We start from the raw sequence: 19464 nt of genomic DNA on the forward strand, positions 1-19464 counted from the left end.
TCAAAACTTAACCAGCTGACTTTTCTCACCGCTTCCAGACTCTTCCGTCGATAGCGGACAGCCCCAACGCAATTAATACCATCCCTATGTAATGGACAGCCTCCAGGCTTTCATCAAGAAAGAGTGAGCCGAGTAGAATCGCCGAAACAGGTATTAGCAGGGTGACCAACAGCAAGTTAGTTGCGCCTGCAGATTCAAGTATTTTGAAATAGAGAACGTAAGCGACTGCCGTAGACAGAATAGCAAGCCCAACGATAGCTGCCCATGTCCCCATACCGGGGGCGGTAATGTCAAGGGGGCCGTCTATAGTCAGTGCAATTGGAGCCATGACGAGTGCCGATGCAGTGACCTGGCCAGCTGCCGTCACAATCGGATTAATCGCCATAGCTTTAAACCGGCGGCCATATACACCTGCAAATGCATAAGATAAGGCAGCTGCGATTATTGCCACTTGTGCAAGTGTGTTATCACCTTTACCTATCGCTGGTAGCCCGATCATCACAACGACACCGATAAAACCGACTGCAACACCTGCAAACTTCAATGGCGTGGCACGTTCGTCAGGTAACAGCATCCCTGCAACGACAACAGTGAATAAGGGCGTTGTTGCATTCAAGATGGATGCCAGGCCAGATGCGATATGTGTTTGCCCCCAGACAATAAGGACAAACGGAATAACATTGTTCAGCAATCCCATTCCCAGGAAAGCGGTCCAAACAGCTTTACTTTTCGGGGGGCGAAGTCCCATGAAGAGTGCAATACCCCACAATGCGATTGCTGCCAGGCCAACCCTCAGGGTGACAATCGTCAGAGGTGGAAGATCAGCGACAGCCACACCGATAAAGAAAAATGACCCGCCCCACAGAACCGATAATATGAGGAGCATGGCCCATTCAAAGCCCCCCATGGAAGTATTGATAGATGATTTCATTGTGTTCGCACGCTTGCGTCAGGCCATTTCAGGTTCAATATAGCCACTCCCTGTATCTGAAACCATCTGATTTTTGCTGTCTAATTCGTAAATAGGAGATTTACACTCCTGATGTGTCTGGATTATCTTGAAGCATGAGCACCACTTTGAAATTACCCGGCAAGAAACGGATGGAAATACAGCAGTCAATACGATCATATAGAATCAATCTGTAGTCGTTGGAGAAAAGAGATGTCAATGCCATCTGAAGAAGAGATGCGGACAGCAGTATCAACACGGGACAAAGCCAGTGACGGGGGTTTTTTCTACGGAGTCATTACTACCGGGGTTTTCTGCAAGCCTTCCTGTACCTCCCGCCCGGCTCTGCCTGAGAATCTGCGTTTCTTTCCAAGTGCCGAGTCTGCGATTGTTGCAGGTTTCAGGCCATGTAAAAGATGTCGGCCAACGGCAGACAACCCACAACTAACCAGGCTTGTAGATATTGCCCGATATATAGAATCTCACGCTGAAGAACGCCTGACACTTGCACAATTAGCAGATCAGGCAGAGCTTTCACCCTCACGACTCCAGCGAATATTCAAACAGGCTTTTGGGGTTTCCCCTAAAGCCTATCAAGATGCGATTCGTATGCGGAAATTCAAAAAATCACTGAAAGAAGGCGCCACTGTTACCGACGCAATATACTCATCCGGCTTCGGTTCCATCAGTCGAGTCTATGGTGAAGCGACACGTAATATAGGTATGACACCGAAAGCTTATAGAGCTGGCGGTAGTGGTGAGACCATTACCTATGCCTGCCGGGAGACAGCACTAGGGTTGATGTTAATGGCCGCTACAGTCAAGGGGATCTGTTCTGTGCAATTTGGAGAAAATGAAGAGACTCTTCTGACAAAACTGCAAGAGGAGTTCCCGAAAGCGGAATTCGAAGCATCATCCTCTCAAAACTCGCCTGAACTTGATGCCTGGATGAATCTCCTCGGTATGAACATCAGCCAAGGGACTCCGAGGCCAGACCTGCCTCTTGATCTCCGTGGAACTGCATTTCAAATGCGGGTTTGGCAATTCCTTCTTGGCATACGTGAAGGGGATGTCCTTAGTTATAGTGAAGTGGCGGCACAGATAGGCAAGCCCAAAGCCTTCCGTGCCGTCGCATCTGCTTGTGCTGCGAATCGCGTTGGTGTGCTTATACCTTGTCACCGTGTAATAAGAGGAGATGGAGGTCACGGTGGTTGGCGTTGGGGGATGGAACGCAAGCGAGCACTGCTTGATTCGGAACGAAAACGACGTAGAGGTTAGTTAACTTGAGTGGTTATGTAACGGCTTTTCAATGTCTATATGCAGACAATAATAATCCAGTAAGTGTGTCGCTAGATGCCGGGTGGAATCACATAGAAAAGAACTGAAAAGAAATGCAGCACACTTCCAGCAAGAACGAAGAGATGCCAGATAGCATGATGGTATGTCAGACTCTTCCATAGATAAAAAATCACGCCAAACGAATAGCAGAGTCCACCAGCGAGTAATAAAATCAGTCCACCTGTTTCAATAGAGGCGATCATGGGCTTTATTGCAACGATGACAATCCAGCCAAGCCCCAGGTAAAGAGTGATTGAGAGGCGCTTCATGCGCTTTTTGACCAGAACTTCGAGCACAACGCCGGCGATTGCAACAGCCCAGACTAATCCGAACAGAGTCCAACCCCATTCGCCACGCAAGTTAACCAGGGTGAAGGGCGTATATGTGCCTGCTATCAGTAGAAATATCGCAGCATGATCAAGGCGCTGTAGAATCTCTTTTGCTTTCTCATGGGTAATGCTGTGATAGAGAGTCGAAGCTGTATAGAGCAATATCAAAGTTGCGCCATAAATGCTTGTGCTTGCGATATGCCACGCATCCCCGTTCAGGGAGGAAAAGGCAACCAGAACCGCTAGTCCACTGATGCTGAGCAGCACTCCCAGCCCATGCGTTATTGAGTGAGCAACTTCTTCTGCAATGCTATAAGAATTTGGCATGACCAATCCTGTATCAACGCTGATATTAAATTATTGCACAAATAAGTGGTGCCCGCTTCCGCTGGTAAACCAAATCGGACACTAGTCAGTTAATGAAGTATTATCCTTAAGATTAATCTCTATATTATTGATATTAAATGAAATCTGTGCTGATATGCGTAAATAGTATTTACCACTTTCATCAACCTGGTAATTCAGTACCGTATTATCATCATCGCTTTTCAATGTCATTTTTTCGATGAAATCAAACTCATCGTTAATAATTTCTACACAAAGTCTGGCGCTGTCATGTGGCTCGCTGAATGATAAGTTGTATGAATTCGGCTGAAGAGTACCTAAAGGGATGAAATAAGCTTTGCCGGTATGTGAGCGAAGAGGAGATAGCTGGTTTTCACTCCAGAATCCGTCATCAGAGAGTGCCAAATCAAGTGGATAATAACTACATTCCACTTTCATGTAGTGCAGGAGTTCGTGTAGCTCTTGATAGATCTCTTGAGATAATTTGCCGGTATGCCTTTGGATATGCTGATCGGCAACATCCTTCGACATATGGAAGGTCATTCTTCCGCTGCATTCACCTTCGTGGCATCGTGCACAATTTGTATTAAATGTGGCAATCGACTCTGTTCTTACCCGGTCATCGCATACGCCAATAGAAGGTATTGCGATCATAATCAGCCACAGAATAACTTTCATTGCCGGTATCCCAATCTGGATTCATACAAATCTTATTCACAGTATATGTTATTCAAGTTGCGATGCTGATCCGTTCATCACCCACTACCTGGGAAAACGGTGATTTAACTCGTAGCTGGAAGGGGGGTATGGTGGCGTATTGAGCGATACCGGGCTGAATATGGTTCAATCGTATTCTGCGGTTCCAGGGAAAGAACGTGGGAAAGAAAAAGGGTTAGCTACAGAATAGCTAACCCTTTGACTTTAAAGATGGTACCGAGGGTCGGACTCGAACCGACAAGGCCGTGAAGCCGGGGGATTTTGAATCCCCTGTGTCTACCAATTCCACCACCCCGGCAAAAGTGCTGAAGCGGCGTAGTATACCTGAAAAAGTCATTTCTGTAAGGGAGATCACGGCCTTGCGTGATATGATATTGCCGCTATGAAACGAACAGATTTCCAATTTGAACTACCAGAGGAGTTGATTGCCCAGTTTCCGCCGGAAAAACGTGGAGACAGCCGCTTGCTGAGTCTGAATTCGTCGAATGGGACGGTTGATGACAAGCACTTCAGTGATTTGCCCGATATGCTCGACGAGGGTGATCTGCTGGTATTCAACGATACGCGTGTCATGAAAGCACGCCTGCATGGTGTCAAGGAGACGGGGGGGCAGGTTGAGATTCTCGTGGAGCGCCTGCTGGATGATTCATACGCACTGGCACATGTCAGGGCAAGCAAGTCCCCGAAACCGGGCACACGACTCCTGATCGATGACGGTATTATCGAGGTGCGCGGGCGTGAGGGTGATCTCTTCGAACTCACTTGTACGCACCCGGGGTTTGCCAGCCTGATGGAAAACAAGGGTCACGTACCCTTGCCGCCCTACATCGAACGTGATGATGAGGTTGAAGACCTGGAGCGATACCAGACTGTCTACGGTGAGAAAGTGGGTGCTGTTGCTGCGCCCACAGCCGGTTTGCATTTCACACATGAACTGCTTGAACGTCTAGATGCGAAAGGGATTCATTCTGCACGTGTTACCTTGCATGTTGGTGCCGGCACCTTTCAGCCGGTACGAGTCGATAACCTGTCCGATCATGTCATGCACAGCGAGTGGCTCGAGGTGGCTGAGTTGACCTGTGAACAGGTGAGGGCGTGCAAGGAGGAAGGTAGACGTGTTGTAGCAGTTGGAACAACCAGTGTGCGTGCCTTGGAGTCGGCTGCAACCAGTGGTCAATTAAAGCCTTACGTGGGTGACACCGAGCTCTTTATTACGCCTGGCTACCAGTTCAACGTAATCGATGCACTGGTAACGAATTTTCACTTGTCGGAGTCGACACTTCTGATGCTGGTCAGTGCACTGGGTGGAGTCGATAATATTCGGCACGCCTATCAGCATGCGATCGATCAACGCTATCGCTTTTTCAGCTATGGTGATGCAATGCTGATTTCGCCATGACGAACTGAAATAGCAACCATCTGTTTTTACATCGTTTTCTCTATCAATTAAAATGGTGCTCTTATACGAGCGGGGTACACAATGCAGGACATCAATCCAATTACCAATTCCATCAACGATATCAAGACGCGACTCGTATCGCTCAGGGGGTATCTTTGACTATGATGGCAAACGTGAAAAACTCGATGAAGTCATGCGGGAACTCGAAGACCCGGATGTCTGGAACGACCCGGAGCATGCGCAAGCGCTAGGTAAGGAGCGAGCACTGCTTGAGGGCGTAGTAGAAAATATTGATTCGATTGATGCGATCATCGCAGATGCCGGTGACCTGCTGGAAATGGCAGTAGAGGAGGGTGATGAGGAGACTGTCGATGTGATCGCCTCTGATGTCGAGACTTGCGACAAAAAAGTTGCCGATCTCGAATTCCAGCGTATGTTCTCTGGTGAAATGGATGCCAATAACGCTTTCCTTGATATACAGGCGGGTTCCGGTGGCACCGAGGCGCAGGACTGGGCCGAGATGTTGCTGCGTATGTATCTGCGTTGGGCTGAATCGCACGGATTCAAGACGGAATTGATGGAAGCGAGTGCCGGCGATGTTGCAGGCATAAAGTCGGCAACCGTAAAAGTTGACGGCCCCTATGCTTTTGGCTGGCTGCGAACCGAGATTGGTGTACACCGCCTGGTACGCAAGTCACCATTTGATTCAGGCAACCGTCGCCACACATCCTTCTCATCAGTATTTGTCTCTCCCGAGATCGATGATTCATTCGAGGTGGAGATTGACCCAAGTGACCTGCGCATCGATGTCTACAGGGCTTCCGGCGCTGGTGGACAACATGTAAACAAGACAGAATCGGCTGTGCGTATCACGCATAATCCCTCTGGCGTAGTCGTTCAGTGTCAGAATGGACGGTCGCAGCATCAGAACAAGGATCAGGCGATGAAGCAGCTCAAGGCGAAGCTCTATGAGCTTGAGATGCAGAAGCGAAGCGAATCCCAGCAGGCTCTTGAAGAGACCAAATCCGACATCGGTTGGGGCAGCCAGATCCGTTCTTATGTACTCGATCAGTCGCGTATCAAGGATCTGCGTACAAATGTTGAGACGGGCAATACAGGTGCTGTTCTTGACGGCGCGCTCGACCAATTTATCGAGGCGAGCCTGAAAAGTGGCTTATAAGCACATTTGGAGCTTGTCATTCGCCCCTTTGGCGGCTAAAATGCGCATCTTTCCTCAGTAGCCAAAGCTACTGATATCGACTCCAGGCGCGTAGCTCAGTTGGTTAGAGCACCACCTTGACATGGTGGGGGTCGGTGGTTCGAATCCACTCGCGCCTACCAATATAATCAAGCACTTATGAGAAATCGTAGGTGCTTTTTTATTGCCTGAGGTTAACAATCAGGTTAACAAGAAACTAAGAAGGAGCGAATGTCTGCTTTCGGCCAGAAGCGGGCATTCATTACCGGCAGTTGCTAGCTAACTGACGTTCGTTGGTCTATGTTGAAGTTAGAAGCGCACTTTTTGAAAAGGAGGTAGTCTCATGGCTATAGCTACTCGCCTAGAAGAGTTTCTTGATTCAAACTCTTTGAGCTATGACATTAATGCTCATGAACATGCCGAGACCGGTATGCGTAACGCAGAAGCCGCGCATTTACCTGGAGATATTGTCGCAAAATCAGTACTTCTGAAAGATGGTGATAATTACATGCTTGTTGTGTTGCCAGCGACGCATATGCTGGATTTAGGTCAATTACACAGAAAATTAGACCGCCATGTTGGCCTGGCAACCGAAGAAGAGGTGGCTCAGGTATTCAGTGATTGCCAAGTGGGAGCGATTCCACCGACTGGTCTGTTGTATGACATTGATACGATCGTTGATGAAGCCTTGTTATCTCAGCCAGAGATCTATTTTGAAGCCGGAGACCATGAGCATCTTATTCATATGCAACGAGATGATTTCGGAAAGCTCATGGGTGATGCTATTCATTTAGACATCAGCAGTCATGTATAACATTTGGCTCATTAAACAGTCGCAACTGTCATATCGTTGCCTTGGTTAATGTCCGCTGTGGGTCGGAAGCGGTCATTTAGCCGGGCTAAACCGATTCAATCACACGAAGGTCTGCTATCGGCCAACTCCGGACATTTGACCCCACCCCAGGCGAGCCGTAGCAGGGTGGTAAGGGCCTGCTGCTGGCGCAAGGTACCGCGCCTGCTAAAAGCACATTCCTATCCCTAAATCAACGCGTAGTGATAAACTTGCGGTTTCAATAAATTCTGGTTATTGGCGTGACTCCTACTGTGCGATTCATCGTTAATCTCGACCATATCAAGATTATCATTGCTTTCATTGTATTGATTTATGTCGCGTGTGTGCTTGATCAATACGAATGGGTATCAAACCAGTACCTCAATACCTTTATTCATACCGAAATGCTCACCAATGATGAAAGTTCATTTTTTGAAATCTTATCCGCAGTTGCTTGGGTTATTGCAACATACCTCTTTTTTAACCTTCTAAGAAAGCAAGTTAAATTAGAGGGCTTGGGGAAAAAAGCCTATTGGTTTGCGTTTTATATGCTGCTTAGTTTTTTTGCATTTGGTGAGGAAATAAGTTGGGGCGATCACTTGTTTGATTACTCACATGATTTGGAAATAATAAAAATCAATGCGCAAAAAGAAACAAACCTGCACAATATTAATCTTTCTAATTTACTGAGTTTGGAGAAAGACGGTGTCATGGACGCCTATTTAAAAAACTTGGGTAATTTACTAACGCCGTTATTTTATCTTGTACTGGCATTTTTTTGGGTTTTTCTTCCAGCAATAAAAAGGTGGATATCAGGATTTTCAATAATCAACGCAATGCCATCGCCATCAACAGGATTTATGTTATTTTTTGTTGTGCACGCCATCATGTTTATATTTATCGATTATGCGCTTTTCAATGTTGGGCAGGTTTTTGAAATGTTTATCAGTTTAGCGACTATAGCAGTGGCGCTTGATATATTAAAAGCTAATGCACAAGCTCAGGCTATTGAGAGAGAAAATTCTTAAAGTATGAACAATTGTAGACAATCTATGCCTGTTCTCAGCCATGGTGATGTGAATCTGAATGTCCGCTTTGGGTCGGTAGCGGTCGTTCAGCTAAGTTGAAGTAGGAAATCCTCCCAATTGTCTGCTATCGGTCAGAAGCGGGTATTCACAACATAAAATCGTCTGTTTCCTTCCTATCAAGACAACTAAGGCACTTCATACTAATCTTCTATTAGAGATCATAAATAAAGGTCAAGGAGGTTACTGCTATGATGAAGGCAAGACAATTTTCCAAATTAACCGTGTTTCTTATGGCAATCGCATTACTGTTTGCTACATCTTCAGCGTTTGGTGCTACTCCTATAGAAATTCCAAAAGTCGCTGAACCTCAGAGTCCGCCAGGATCACCTGTGGGAGGTATGCCGATACCCATACCGGAAACGACCCCTCCAGAGGCGGGATTACCAGTGCCTATACCAAAAGTAGCTGATCCTCAATCTACTCCAGTGGAAGAGAAAGGAATCATTCTCCAGAGAGAAACCGAACAAAAAGGCATCATTCTTCAGCGATAAGGTGGCAGGTAAGGACGGCATTCAGGATTGTTGATGAGTATGCTTTGAGGCTCATCGCGGGGTATTAATTAATGCCTGCTTACGGCCAGAAACGGACATTCAGATACGAAGGCAGGACTGCACTGGCAGACCTGCCTGTCATAAGTGACATTTTTCAGGAAATCTTTTTCAGCTTCTTCTTCAGCTTTTTCACTTTTGATTCCTGCTTGGAAACCTTGGCCTTACGCTTCTTGATTTCTTTTTTAATAGAACGTGCTTTTTTTGATGTTTTCTTTGACATAGGATTCTCCAAATTGTCTTCAATGAATGGCCTTCACAGCCAAATATAAATAATGCCGAAGTTGCCGCAGAGGTTTATTACACTTCAGCCCACATCTACTTCCCCTTCACCTCGCCTTTTTTCTGTTTTTTCTTGAGTTGGTCCAGCATCGCCAATCCTTTCTTGCGTTGGGCGTGTGTAAGCTTGATTCGTTTTTTAATACGCTTTTGCTTGTCTGCATCCTGTTCGTTCTCAAGTTCCTGTTCGAGCTTTTTTTCGTGACGACGGATTTTCTTCAACACGTGTTTTAGGCACTTGCGCTTCTCCTTGCGCTTACGCTCGTCGGTATTGATATAGCGTTCTGCCTTATCGATTATTTTCATTAATTTCATCGGTTTGCACCTGCCTGGTTATTTATATCGTCTTCCATTAATAGCGCCATTTCCTCATCATCGAGTGCCAAGCTGCGTTCAGCTTCGCGAATCGCCATGCTGCCGGTTGAAAAAAGGATCTCACCCATCTTGATCAGGTGTTTGGAAACATCATACGCATAGCTTCCATCATTCATCAACGATGTTGCCATTTGTGGCGTGATCAGCTGTTTGCGTACCAGGCCGTCCAGGTTATGGTCAAACTGGTTATCGGACTCCTTGATCTCCAGTTTCAGCGTATCAATAGAGAGAATTGCTGCGGAATCTTCTCCCTCTTTACGTACATCGTCGAGTTGTCGCATGACTCGCGCAACCTGGCACCGAATAGCATCATATTCCTGTCTCACTTCCGCATTATCAGCGTTGAGATAATTCGACAGGTTCTTCTGCAGATGCTTGGTGTCCTTAATTGCTTCAACAATATCACGGCCGGCAGCACGCAACTCGAACAGCTCTTCGGCCTGCTCTGACGTCATGCTGGTTTGCGCCTCACCAATGAATCCGACAATTTCAGCATAGAGGTTTTTGACCGTGTCGTTATATTCTTTATCGATATCGATTGTTATCGGTTTACGTGATGTGGCAACAATATCTTTTAACGGCCTGTCAGATAGTATCTCATCACCATGAAGGCTGAGACCTGAAGCAATAATTTCAAAGGCGTTATCATAGAGATGCAAAGTCTCTTTACGCACTGCCTCGATTGCCGTATCCCCCAGTTCGAATGCAGCGTCATTCAGGAAGCGTGGTTCCGCAGCGGTTCTCGCACGTCGTTGGAATGTTTTTTCAAGAAACACCACCATCTTGCCGATCAGCGGCAGCATCAGCACGATACCCAGTGCATTGAACAAGGTGTGGAAAACAGCCAGCTTTAGCGTGTAATCAGTCTCGGCAATACCAAGCCAGGCGCTGATACTATCGACCGCTATAGCGAGCTTGTAGATAAGGGCAATTGCAACAAACGCCGTGACCACATTGAAAATAAGGTGTGCAGCTGCAAGTCGTCGTCCCTCAACATTGGCGCTCAACGCCCCGATAATTGCCGTAATCGTGGTGCCGATATTGGCACCTATTGCAAGTGCCAACGCATTTTCATAAGTAATCTGTTGAGCAGCCAGGGCCGTGATAATTAATACCAGTGTCGCGTGACTGGACTGCATGACAACAGTGGCTATCAGTCCCAGCAGTGCAAAGAGGAATATGCCCGGATAACCAGCGACTGCGTATTGGGCAAGGTCGATACTATCCTTAAATGCATCAAAACCCTCTTTCATATGGTGAATGCCGAGGAACAGAAAGCCGAGTCCGGCGAGTACATAACCGATGCCTTTCAGTTCACGGCTCTTCTGAAAGACCAGAATGATGCCGAATACCAGCATTGGCATCGCATAGGCAGAAATCTTCACCTTGAGACCGAAACCCGCAACCAGCCAGGCACCTGTTGTCGTACCAAGGTTGGCTCCGAAAATAATACCAATTCCGGCTGCAAGCGGAATCAAGCCTGCCGAGAGAAAAGAGATTGTAATCACCGAAACGAGCGAACTCGACTGCATGATGGTTGTTGATACGATTCCGAAACTGAGGCTCTTCCAGAGTTTATTCGTCGTGCGACGCAGAAGATTTTCCAACAGGCCGCCAGTAAACGCCTTGAATCCCTCTTCCAGTGCAAGCATGCCGAACAGAAAGATCGCAACACCAGCAGCTATCTGTTTAAAGTCAGGACTGATCCAGAATCCGTAAGCAAGTATGCCGAGAATCGTAGGGAGCAGGATTTTGCGAATCATTGAAGCCTTCTGTCCGTTATGGTGATTTTCGTTTGCAGTGGCATCAAAGAATATATCCCTGTGCTGATGAATAGGAGGTCAATAATACCTTATATAACATGCGACTGACAGTACAATGTATACACATCGTATTTGCAGTACGGACAATCAGCAGTCAATAGAAGCCCCTGTGCGGGACTTCTACTGGTAATTATCAAGGAAGCATCATTCCACGGATTGTGAAAAACAGCATCGCAGCGAGGATTGCTGAAGCCGGAACGGTAATGACCCATGCCGCAGCAATACGAAACAGGGCGGTACGCTTTACCAACTCCTCTCGATAAACAGCCTTTAACTCCTTGCGCTCTTTTTTTGGAAGTTCGATATCAGCCTTGTGCGCTTTCAACTGGGCGAGCATTTGGCGTTTTTCTTCAAACGGGGCTGATTCGAATCTCTCCATGAACTCCTCAACCACAGATTTGTCCTCACCTGTATGGTGGTCTTCGATTTCCTGGATTGTCTTCGCATAGCTGGACTTGAGGTATTCGCGCAAAAAGCCAACACCAAAGACACCACCGACAGCAATATGTGTCGAACTAACCGGCAATCCAAGCTGCGATGCAATGATGACAGTGATTGCTGCGGCCATAGCGATGCAGTAGGCGCGCATCTGGTCAAGTTCTGTGATCTCACTTCCGACTGTCCTGATTAGCTTGGGACCGAAAAGTGCTAGGCCAACACTAATGCCGAGAGCACCAACAAGCATGACCCATAATGGAATTTCTGCCTTTGTGGCGATACCGTGATGCAGAATAGCGTCGTTGATCGCTGCCAGGGGGCCGACTGCGTTGGCGACATCGTTGGCACCATGGGCAAAACTCAACAGTGCTGCTGCAAAAATCAATGGAACCGTGAAAAGTTTGTTGATGCTCTGCTTTTCATTTGCCATTTTATTGGCGAAACGTGCGATGTAGGGAGAAATCAGAAAATAGGCAACAACCGCAATACCGAACCCGATACCGCCGGCCATGAAAATATCAAGTTTCCAGATTTTCTTCAGTCCTTTCAGTAGAAGGTAGGTGCTGAAGGCCCAAACCATGACAGAAATCATTAACGGAACCATGCGCTTGGCTGCAGCAATCTTGTCTTTCTTGTAAGTAATACTTCGCTTGATCCAAAAGAGAAAGGATGCAGCGATAACACCGCCAAGAACCGGAGAAATAACCCAGCTTGCGGCAATCTGGGCCATTTTCCCCCAATCAGCAATCGCCCATCCAGCTGCGGCAATACCAGCGCCGAGCACACCGCCAACGATCGAGTGTGTGGTTGATACTGGTGCTCCGACCGCCGTGGCCAAGTTCAGCCAGATGGCACCGGCTAAGAGTGCCGCCATCATAAGCCAGATAAAGGTCTGGCTATCTTCAATCAATGACGGATTTATAATGCCTTTCTTGATGGTACTGACAACGTCACCACCAGCGACAATTGCCCCGGCGGCCTCAAAAATGACCGCGATCAGAATCGCGCCAACCAGGGTCAGTGCTTTCGAACCCACAGCAGGGCCGACATTATTTGCTACGTCGTTGGCACCAATATTCATTGCCATGTATGCACCGATCATGGCAGCAACAACCAACTCGATGCTAATTTCACCGTCAACGGTGAAACGTGTAGCGAAGAGCATCGTGATAATAATGAAAACCAGGGCTGATCCGAAACGAAACATCTCTTTGCGGCCTGATTTCGTGGCGTTCTCAATCGCCTGAATACTGTTTAGCTCCATGATTTTCTCCAAAGAATGAAAAGGTTTGACAATTCGTTTTCAGGAATTAATGATTCTGAAATTAGTGGTTAACTAATCATTCTATTGGAAAGATGACTTCAAAATGTATGGATCAAGTCAGATATTTGTTATTTGTCAGTTTTCATTGATTCAGGTCAATGATTGGCATGCAATAGGTTGCAGGCGAGACGATTTCAAGCAACTAATCAGAGTCAGGTGGACTTTGATCGTACCATCGTAGTTTGGGTTTTCTCACCCGGTTTTCCATACTATAAATTTAGAAATATAAAAATATTTATTGATGCAGAGCATGGTGATGCATCACTTCCAATAGATATGGGCGTAGATACAAGGGTTTTCTCTATTGGCATGATACATATTTTATTTGTTACAAATAATCAGTATGAAAGCAGAGCGGTGCCATCGGGTACCGTTTTTGTTTAACGTAGGCCCGTTTTGGGTCGTTAGCGGTCATTTAGACTGACTAGGGTATATCCTGCCCGGAAGGGCTGTCCGTGATTAATATGGCCAGTATTATTACAGAAAAAACAACTATATAACGTATTATATATATAAAGCCTTAGGTCCAAAGGAAGGGAGTGCTCTTAAAAAACTTTAACTAGACAGGCAGAGAGGTGCGAATTACCCGTGACTCAAAGTGCTTGAAAGTACCTTAATCCTCTGATGAATAATATGTCATGCGTTGTCCTGAGCGTCGAGTCATAGAGAAGTTATGGCGTAAGCTTTCCCATCACGGCCAGTAGGTAATGGTATATACGTAGTGGTATGAGTTAGGTGCATATTTAACCTGTTGCAGTAATCTTCTTTGGTATGAGTTGGGTGCATGTGCTGTTTGACTTAGGTGCATCATTATTTTTATGAGGGCAGGAAGCCCGAGATAATCCACTCGCGCCTACCAACTCTAGTACATGTTGAATCCCGTGCATTCAGCATCATCAGTCCAGGCCAAGAATGTCTTTAGTGAAAAGTTCGGTATTGCCACCCTGACTTAGAATATCATCACCAATGTATCGGTATTCAGCGCATTGTTTGAGTAACTGCTGCTCTTTCTCATGAGCATCAGCTCCGACTTCATAGTGCTCTATGTTAAGAATAGTGATCTTGTCCATGTCACCAGTGAACCTTTCCTCGACAGTTCTATTGGTGATGCCGATTTTGTAAACACGCTGATTTCGTGTTTCTATTTTTAAATAGTAGAGGATTGCCGGCTTGTCTGGATTGAAACCATGTTCGGCACATGATGGACAGCCTGTACCTGCTAAAATAGATCCTGGTGTCGCTTTCCATTCATGCTTACTCTGGCATTTAAATACTGTCTTGGTGTTAGCACTAATATAATCACCAACCAACTTTAATCCACGTTCTCGAATTCTCTCATTGACTGTTTCTTTCGTTAACGGGGCATTACCAGCGCAAACGGGGCAATCCTGCCCTCCGATAACTTTATCCGGTATCGCCTCCCACAGGTGCCCATGTTTGCATTTGAAAGTTGTGTGAGTAATATCGTCAATGTATTTACCAGCCAAAAATAAACCCCGGTTAGCGATACATCTATTTACATCTGCTCTCGATAACGTTGATCTGTTTGAGCAATAAGGGCAACCACTACCTTCTTTTTTGTATATAGATGAAGGAGCCGCTTCCCATTCATGTCCTTTCTTGCACCTGAACGTTGTTTTTGTATGGTTCGCACTATAATCGCCAATCAACTCTATACCACGCTCAGCAAGTCTTTCGTTTACGATTTCTTTGGTTAGCGGTGCAAGGCCAGCGCAAACCCTACAGCCTTTACCGGATAACACATCTCCTGGTTTTGTTTGCCATTCATGCCCTTTTTTGCATCTGAATGTGGCACGTGTATCTGTATTAACGTACTCACTGATCAACTCTATTCCACGTTTGGCAATTCGATCATTTACTATTTCTTTCGTTAGCGGAGCATTACCAGCACAAACAGGGCAACTGCTACCACGCATAACACTCCCTGGAGTAGCTAACCATTCATGACCCTTGCCGCACTTAAAAGTGGTTTTGGTTCTAGCGTTGGAGTAATTACCGATTAGCTTAATTGTGCGGTCAGCGATTCTTTCATTGACTGCACTTTTTGATAAAGATGATCTGGTTGGGCAATGCGGACAACCTGTCCCACGCATCACATTTCCAGGAGAGGCCTGCCACTCGTGTCCATTTTGACATCTGAATGTTGTGATTTTGGCTTTGTTTGAATACTCACCAACCAACTCTATCTCACGATCAGACAGGCGTTGATTAACGATTTCTTTGGTGAGTTTCTTTGGCATGAGTGAACTATATCACTAGACTGGCTAATGACTGCTTTCGGTTATGAAATTACCTGATCGATGCAACACATTGGGTCAATCGTTCTGTCGGAATCAGGTTTATACATTAATCCCTAACAATACTTTCGCGGAGATTCAATCCGCAGTAAATACTCCTCTCTCATGGTTTTTAGTAATCTCCTGCCATAAAGACAGGAGACTATATAAAGAATAATATTATTAGGGTGATACACAGGATGGGTATTGAGCAGTATCGCCTAAATAGGCATATGTAGCAGATACACCTGTTCCCCATGGGAGTGCCTGATGATTACGCCAGCCATCTTTGTCCGGATTATTATCCGGTGTGTCTGTACAAACATCCGCGGTATGCTCATCGATAACGCCGTTGTTGTTCAGATCAAGGTAATTATGATGAAGTGCTTCGTGGCCGAGTAAAGAATGTGGAACGCCTTTTTTACCTTTTCCCAAGAGATCTGTTTGTCCAATAGCTTCGAGTGAGTCGACACCCAGAGGAGCAACAAATGCTTCTAATTCACGCCCTACAAATCCTTCCCAGATATTACGGACATTGGTAAAGGCGGTTCCTGTAACACCATGCGCACCTGGATCTGTAAGAATGTTGGCTGCAAGGACACTACGAAATCCTGTACGGCATAAGGTAGTAATTGGAGTGTTTTCATCACCACCTAAACCAGTAATGACGGCAACAACTGCATCAAAGAAAAATTGTGGATCTTGATCACCATATCCTACGATATGCGGAAAAGGAACATTATATGCTTCCTGATTATTTGCTAGCCCATTGGGGTTGATTGGATGCCCGGCTCTGTATTCCCGGAGTCTACGGACGTCAATAAGAACAGTTCCAGTTTGCATTTCAAGAAATGCACCGGCAGAACTAATTTCTGAATTGTAGCTGCGTGGTAAATCATAGCGACTTCCTTCCGCAGATACTGTGCTTAAACAGAATAGTGTCATTATTGAAATAAAGCATATAGCCTTTATAGTTTTTTTCATTTTCATTTTTCCTCTCTAATGTACTTGATTAACCGGCATACATAGAAAGGGGCGGCACTATTGAAATCAGCATGATCATGCTGACTATCTGTGCAACCCCGCTACCTTTAACACGTGAGTGTTAGTCAGGCCGGTGGCTTTGCGTCCCTCTCTTTCAAGAGGTTTGCCTTTGACAGAAAGAATATCTAACTGCATTTCGCCAGATAGTTCATCCTGTAAGAATGTTATCTATCTGGCGTATGTTTCAGGATAGACAAGATAATATAATGAGCAAATAGAATGGACTTATCGTCATGACGTAAGGTCGTTGATTATTTTGTGTAATGTATTTGCCTCTTGGGGTCGTTGGTAGTTGTTCAGCCATCGCACTCCCAATTTATTCCATATTTAAGTTCAGAGTAAAAACTCTCCAACTGATTGAGTAATCTTGAATAATGTTCATGGTGGGCCAGTCTGTTACAACAATCGATGAAAGATGGCAGTAGAAATAAGGAGTTAGTGCTTTGAACTCATAAATACATAAATAGAATGATTCTTGTAGACTATGCCTTTGAGGGATGCCTTTTGACATAAAGTGGCTATCTACACTTCTGTCTAATCAGGTTGAGATCAGCCCATAACTACGAATGCATTTAAGTGGAAAAGTATTAATGCGCCAGTACGAATTAAGTAAACAGATACTGGTTACCGGTGGAGCCGGTTTCCTGGGATCTCATTTGTGTGAGAATTTACTGGAGAAGGGCCACGAAGTTCTTTGCCTGGACAACCTGTTCACTGGTATCAAGCAGAATATTGATCATTTACGTGACCACCCGTGTTTCGAATTCCTTCGTCATGATGTGACCTTCCCGCTATACGTAGAGGTAGACGAAATTTACAATCTGGCCTGCCCGGCATCACCTGTTCATTACCAGCATGACCCGGTGCAAACGACAAAAACAAGTGTGCATGGAGCCATAAACATGCTTGGGCTGGCCAAGCGGCTCAATGCTCGTATCTTTCAAGCGAGTACTAGTGAGGTCTATGGAGACCCAACAACTTCTCCCCAGGTCGAATCCTACTGGGGCAACGTCAATCCAATTGGGATGCGGAGTTGCTACGATGAAGGGAAACGCTGTGCCGAGACACTTTTTTTCGACTACTACCGTCAGCATAAGCTTGATATCCGTGTCGCACGCATCTTCAATACTTACGGCCCTCGCATGCACCCTAACGATGGGCGAGTAGTCAGCAACTTCATTGTGCAGGCTCTGAAGGGCGAAGATCTCACCCTTTACGGTGATGCTCAGCAAACACGCTGTTTTTGCTATGTGGATGACCTTATAGAAGGCATCGTCCGTTTCATGGAATTGCCTGAGGGGGAGAATGGAACCCCCGGTTTTCCCGGTCCGATTAACTTTGGTGACCCTGTTGAAGTTACTATTCAGCAACTGGCCGAAAAAGTGATTGAACTCACCAATTCAAGGTCAAAAATTGTTTTTCAGCCCTTGCCATCTGATGACCCCAAGCAGCGCAAACCCGACATCAGCCTTGCACGTACGTATCTCGATGGGTGGCAACCAGAAATTAAACTGGAAGAAGGTTTAATGAAAACTATCGATTACTTCGATGGATGGTTTTTACCCCGATTAAGTGAATGATTCTTTCCTGCTAACAGTGGAAAAACGAGGTCTATCTTGGAATCGAGTATGTCAGTTGTTTATCTGGTTCATGGAACAGACCTGGAAAAGATGCTGGAAAACAGTGTAAGAACACTATTGAGGCATTGCGAAAACATAGATGTCATCATTTATTATACGGATGATTCAAATACCCACTATGACCAAGTTGCGCAGAAGTTTGGTGTGCGTGTAATTCCTGTTGAAGACATCACTGGAAACAGAGAGTACAGCAACTTCGGAACGGAAAATTTTAATCGTGTCACATCACTTAAGTGGAAGATAATCCTTCAAACCCTTGACTTGGGATACGATACCGTTGTTTTCTCCGATTGTGATATTGCGTTTGTTCAGGATTTTCGGCCATATATTGAATCTGCAGTCAGATATTATCCGGTTGGCGTGCAATCAGAATCATCATCCATGTTTCCTCCCGCTTTTTGTACCGGCTTCATGTACTTCAACAAGTCGACGAAGCCGTTTCTTGAGCGGCTCAAGGAAATTAATCAAAATGTGCTAGGAGAATATAACGATCAAGAGGTATTCAATCGGACTTTAGGAAATACGCCTAAGTTGTACAGGGATATTCTGACGTTACCAGAGAGCTTGTTTCCGAATGGACTCCATAGTCGCTCCTTCGTGGGAAAAGATTTTGAAGGGCTTTTCGGGGAATTATCACCATTCTTATTCCATGCAAACTTTGTCAAAGGTGTGCAGGCCAAGATTGATCTTCTCAAGTATGTAAACTTGTGGGAGATTGCTTGAGCTATCAGTTCCTCTGATTCGGGTTCGCTGGTCATTGATAGTATTACAGCAGGCGGCAAGTTGGATGCGCCAGTTCCACAGCGTATCTTCCGGGCAACAATGGAAGGATTGATTGCAGCAGCACTGTTGTTTGGAGGAGGGGCAGATGCCCTGGGCGCATTACAATCTGCGGCAATTACAGTCGGACTGCCATTACAGCCGTGCTGTTAGCAATGTGTGTTGCGCTCTATATGGGACTGAAGCACGAGGAACGGTTTGTCCTGAATAACAAAAATTAAATCTGTTAATCGAACAGAAGAAAGTCAGTAATAGACTGGAGAGCCGGACATAATAAAGCCCCTGAGGACAGGGGCTTTATCGTTATACTCGAGAGTATGATTCGTCTGAATACATTACTGTATTAAGCGCAATCTCCTGCTGCAGCCTGGTACTCATCAACATCCAGTTTGCCGTCTTTATTTGTATCCGATTCTTCAAATTTTGCATCAATACCACTGTCAGCAAATTCAGTAGCATCTACAAAACCATCGCCATTGGCGTCAGCTTTTGGGAATTCTTTTTGAGCAAATGCAATGTTGCTAGTCAGAAGCAGAGCAAGGGCAGCAAAGATTACTGATGTCATTTTCATTTGATTGGTCCTTTTAATTTACAAATTGGCTGATTTCCATTATAGACTCGTAGAATGAAAAACAGTTCATACAAAGCAATATGATTATACTGTGAGATGGCAGAAATGACCAGAATCCGGGTTAATTCATCAAAAAAGATTAGAGATAAT

General features: G+C 45.6%; 19 protein-coding genes, 2 tRNA genes, 1 pseudogene and 1 riboswitch. Of the genes and pseudogenes, 11 read left to right on the plus strand and 11 right to left on the minus strand.

Annotation, left to right across the window (positions count from 1 at the left end; genetic code table 11):
- Positions 1-25 precede the first annotated feature (25 nt).
- On the minus strand, positions 26-931 hold the full coding sequence (locus BOW06_RS05530; protein WP_043115548.1) for a DMT family transporter: 906 nt from the start codon (positions 929-931) through the stop codon (positions 26-28).
- A 231-nt stretch (positions 932-1162) separates the two neighbouring features.
- On the opposite strand from BOW06_RS05530, the gene ada reads away from it, so the two are divergent.
- Positions 1163-2227, plus strand: coding sequence for a bifunctional DNA-binding transcriptional regulator/O6-methylguanine-DNA methyltransferase Ada (gene ada, locus BOW06_RS05535; RefSeq protein ID WP_078453244.1), 1065 nt, complete (start codon positions 1163-1165; stop codon positions 2225-2227).
- A 71-nt stretch (positions 2228-2298) separates the two neighbouring features.
- On the opposite strand, the gene trhA is transcribed toward ada, so the two are convergent.
- From trhA to BOW06_RS05550, 3 genes are all read right to left on the minus strand, one after another.
- Positions 2299-2943 carry a PAQR family membrane homeostasis protein TrhA gene (gene trhA / locus BOW06_RS05540; protein WP_043115550.1) on the minus strand — a complete coding sequence of 215 codons (645 nt, stop codon included), beginning with the start codon at positions 2941-2943 and terminating at the stop codon, positions 2299-2301.
- 81 nt (positions 2944-3024) lie between these two features.
- The gene (locus BOW06_RS05545; protein WP_143556055.1) at positions 3025-3639 is read right to left on the minus strand and encodes a hypothetical protein; all 615 of its coding nucleotides are present in this window, start codon (positions 3637-3639) and stop codon (positions 3025-3027) included.
- A 250-nt stretch (positions 3640-3889) separates the two neighbouring features.
- Positions 3890-3976, minus strand: a tRNA-Leu gene (locus BOW06_RS05550).
- An 84-nt stretch (positions 3977-4060) separates the two neighbouring features.
- On the opposite strand from BOW06_RS05550, the gene queA reads away from it, so the two are divergent.
- From queA to BOW06_RS05580, 6 genes are all read left to right on the plus strand, one after another.
- Entirely contained in the window at positions 4061-5077 is a 1017-nt protein-coding gene (gene queA, locus BOW06_RS05555; protein ID WP_078453246.1) for a tRNA preQ1(34) S-adenosylmethionine ribosyltransferase-isomerase QueA, read from the plus strand.
- Positions 5078-5158: 81 nt separating this feature from the next.
- Positions 5159-6257, plus strand: a protein-coding gene (gene prfB / locus BOW06_RS05560) for a peptide chain release factor 2 (protein WP_143555797.1) whose coding sequence is annotated in 2 segments (ribosomal slippage) — positions 5159-5233 and positions 5235-6257 — 1098 coding nt in all. Because the reading frame shifts where the segments join, the coding sequence is not laid out codon by codon here.
- A gap of 84 nt (positions 6258-6341) precedes the next feature.
- A tRNA-Val gene (locus BOW06_RS05565) sits at positions 6342-6418 on the plus strand.
- Positions 6419-6618: 200 nt separating this feature from the next.
- A complete protein-coding gene (locus BOW06_RS05570; protein ID WP_043115553.1) occupies positions 6619-7089 on the plus strand; it encodes an aminoacyl-tRNA deacylase in 471 nt (156 codons plus the stop codon).
- A 290-nt stretch (positions 7090-7379) separates the two neighbouring features.
- A complete protein-coding gene (locus tag BOW06_RS05575) occupies positions 7380-8135 on the plus strand; it encodes a hypothetical protein (RefSeq protein WP_078453248.1) in 756 nt (251 codons plus the stop codon).
- Positions 8136-8383: 248 nt separating this feature from the next.
- Positions 8384-8686 (plus strand): hypothetical protein, encoded by a 303-nt coding sequence (locus BOW06_RS05580; RefSeq protein WP_043115556.1) that lies wholly within the window; start codon positions 8384-8386, stop codon positions 8684-8686.
- Positions 8687-8840: 154 nt separating this feature from the next.
- On the opposite strand, the gene BOW06_RS13220 is transcribed toward BOW06_RS05580, so the two are convergent.
- From BOW06_RS13220 to BOW06_RS05595, 4 genes are all read right to left on the minus strand, one after another.
- A complete protein-coding gene (locus BOW06_RS13220; RefSeq protein ID WP_256857984.1) occupies positions 8841-8966 on the minus strand; it encodes a hypothetical protein in 126 nt (41 codons plus the stop codon).
- 95 nt (positions 8967-9061) lie between these two features.
- Complete coding sequence (locus tag BOW06_RS05585; protein WP_143555798.1) at positions 9062-9328, minus strand: hypothetical protein; 267 nt, start codon at positions 9326-9328, stop codon at positions 9062-9064.
- A gap of 5 nt (positions 9329-9333) precedes the next feature.
- Positions 9334-11160, minus strand: coding sequence for a Na/Pi cotransporter family protein (locus BOW06_RS05590; RefSeq protein ID WP_078454490.1), 1827 nt, complete (start codon positions 11158-11160; stop codon positions 9334-9336).
- Positions 11161-11353: 193 nt separating this feature from the next.
- Positions 11354-12922, minus strand: a complete 1569-nt coding sequence (locus BOW06_RS05595) for an inorganic phosphate transporter (protein ID WP_078455036.1) — start codon at positions 12920-12922, stop codon at positions 11354-11356.
- A gap of 216 nt (positions 12923-13138) precedes the next feature.
- On the opposite strand from BOW06_RS05595, the gene BOW06_RS12925 reads away from it, so the two are divergent.
- The gene (locus BOW06_RS12925) at positions 13139-13366 is read left to right on the plus strand and encodes a hypothetical protein (protein ID WP_143556056.1); all 228 of its coding nucleotides are present in this window, start codon (positions 13139-13141) and stop codon (positions 13364-13366) included.
- Between the two features lie 512 nt (positions 13367-13878).
- Here the strand turns inward: BOW06_RS12925 and BOW06_RS05600 are convergent.
- Both BOW06_RS05600 and BOW06_RS05605 read right to left on the minus strand, forming a co-directional pair.
- On the minus strand, positions 13879-15243 hold the full coding sequence (locus BOW06_RS05600) for a zinc-ribbon domain-containing protein (RefSeq protein WP_078455054.1): 1365 nt from the start codon (positions 15241-15243) through the stop codon (positions 13879-13881).
- A 219-nt stretch (positions 15244-15462) separates the two neighbouring features.
- The gene (locus tag BOW06_RS05605) at positions 15463-16263 is read right to left on the minus strand and encodes a rhodanese-like domain-containing protein (protein WP_179115417.1); all 801 of its coding nucleotides are present in this window, start codon (positions 16261-16263) and stop codon (positions 15463-15465) included.
- Between the two features lie 88 nt (positions 16264-16351).
- Positions 16352-16441: riboswitch (cyclic di-GMP riboswitch) on the minus strand.
- 472 nt (positions 16442-16913) lie between these two features.
- On the opposite strand from BOW06_RS05605, the gene BOW06_RS05610 reads away from it, so the two are divergent.
- The 3 genes and pseudogenes from BOW06_RS05610 to BOW06_RS05620 form a co-directional block, all read left to right on the plus strand.
- Complete coding sequence (locus tag BOW06_RS05610) at positions 16914-17903, plus strand: UDP-glucuronic acid decarboxylase family protein (protein ID WP_078454492.1); 990 nt, start codon at positions 16914-16916, stop codon at positions 17901-17903.
- A 48-nt stretch (positions 17904-17951) separates the two neighbouring features.
- Complete coding sequence (locus tag BOW06_RS05615; protein WP_078453408.1) at positions 17952-18686, plus strand: putative nucleotide-diphospho-sugar transferase; 735 nt, start codon at positions 17952-17954, stop codon at positions 18684-18686.
- Positions 18687-18689: 3 nt separating this feature from the next.
- Positions 18690-18964 (plus strand): annotated as a pseudogene (locus tag BOW06_RS05620) (BCCT family transporter); the annotation flags it as partial.
- A 122-nt stretch (positions 18965-19086) separates the two neighbouring features.
- Here BOW06_RS05620 and BOW06_RS05625 read toward each other — a convergent pair.
- Positions 19087-19314 carry an EF-hand domain-containing protein gene (locus tag BOW06_RS05625; protein WP_043115564.1) on the minus strand — a complete coding sequence of 76 codons (228 nt, stop codon included), beginning with the start codon at positions 19312-19314 and terminating at the stop codon, positions 19087-19089.
- Positions 19315-19464: the final 150 nt, after the last annotated feature.

Origin of the sequence: Solemya velum gill symbiont (assembly GCF_002020255.1) — a bacterium.
GTDB lineage: Bacteria > Pseudomonadota > Gammaproteobacteria > Chromatiales > Chromatiaceae.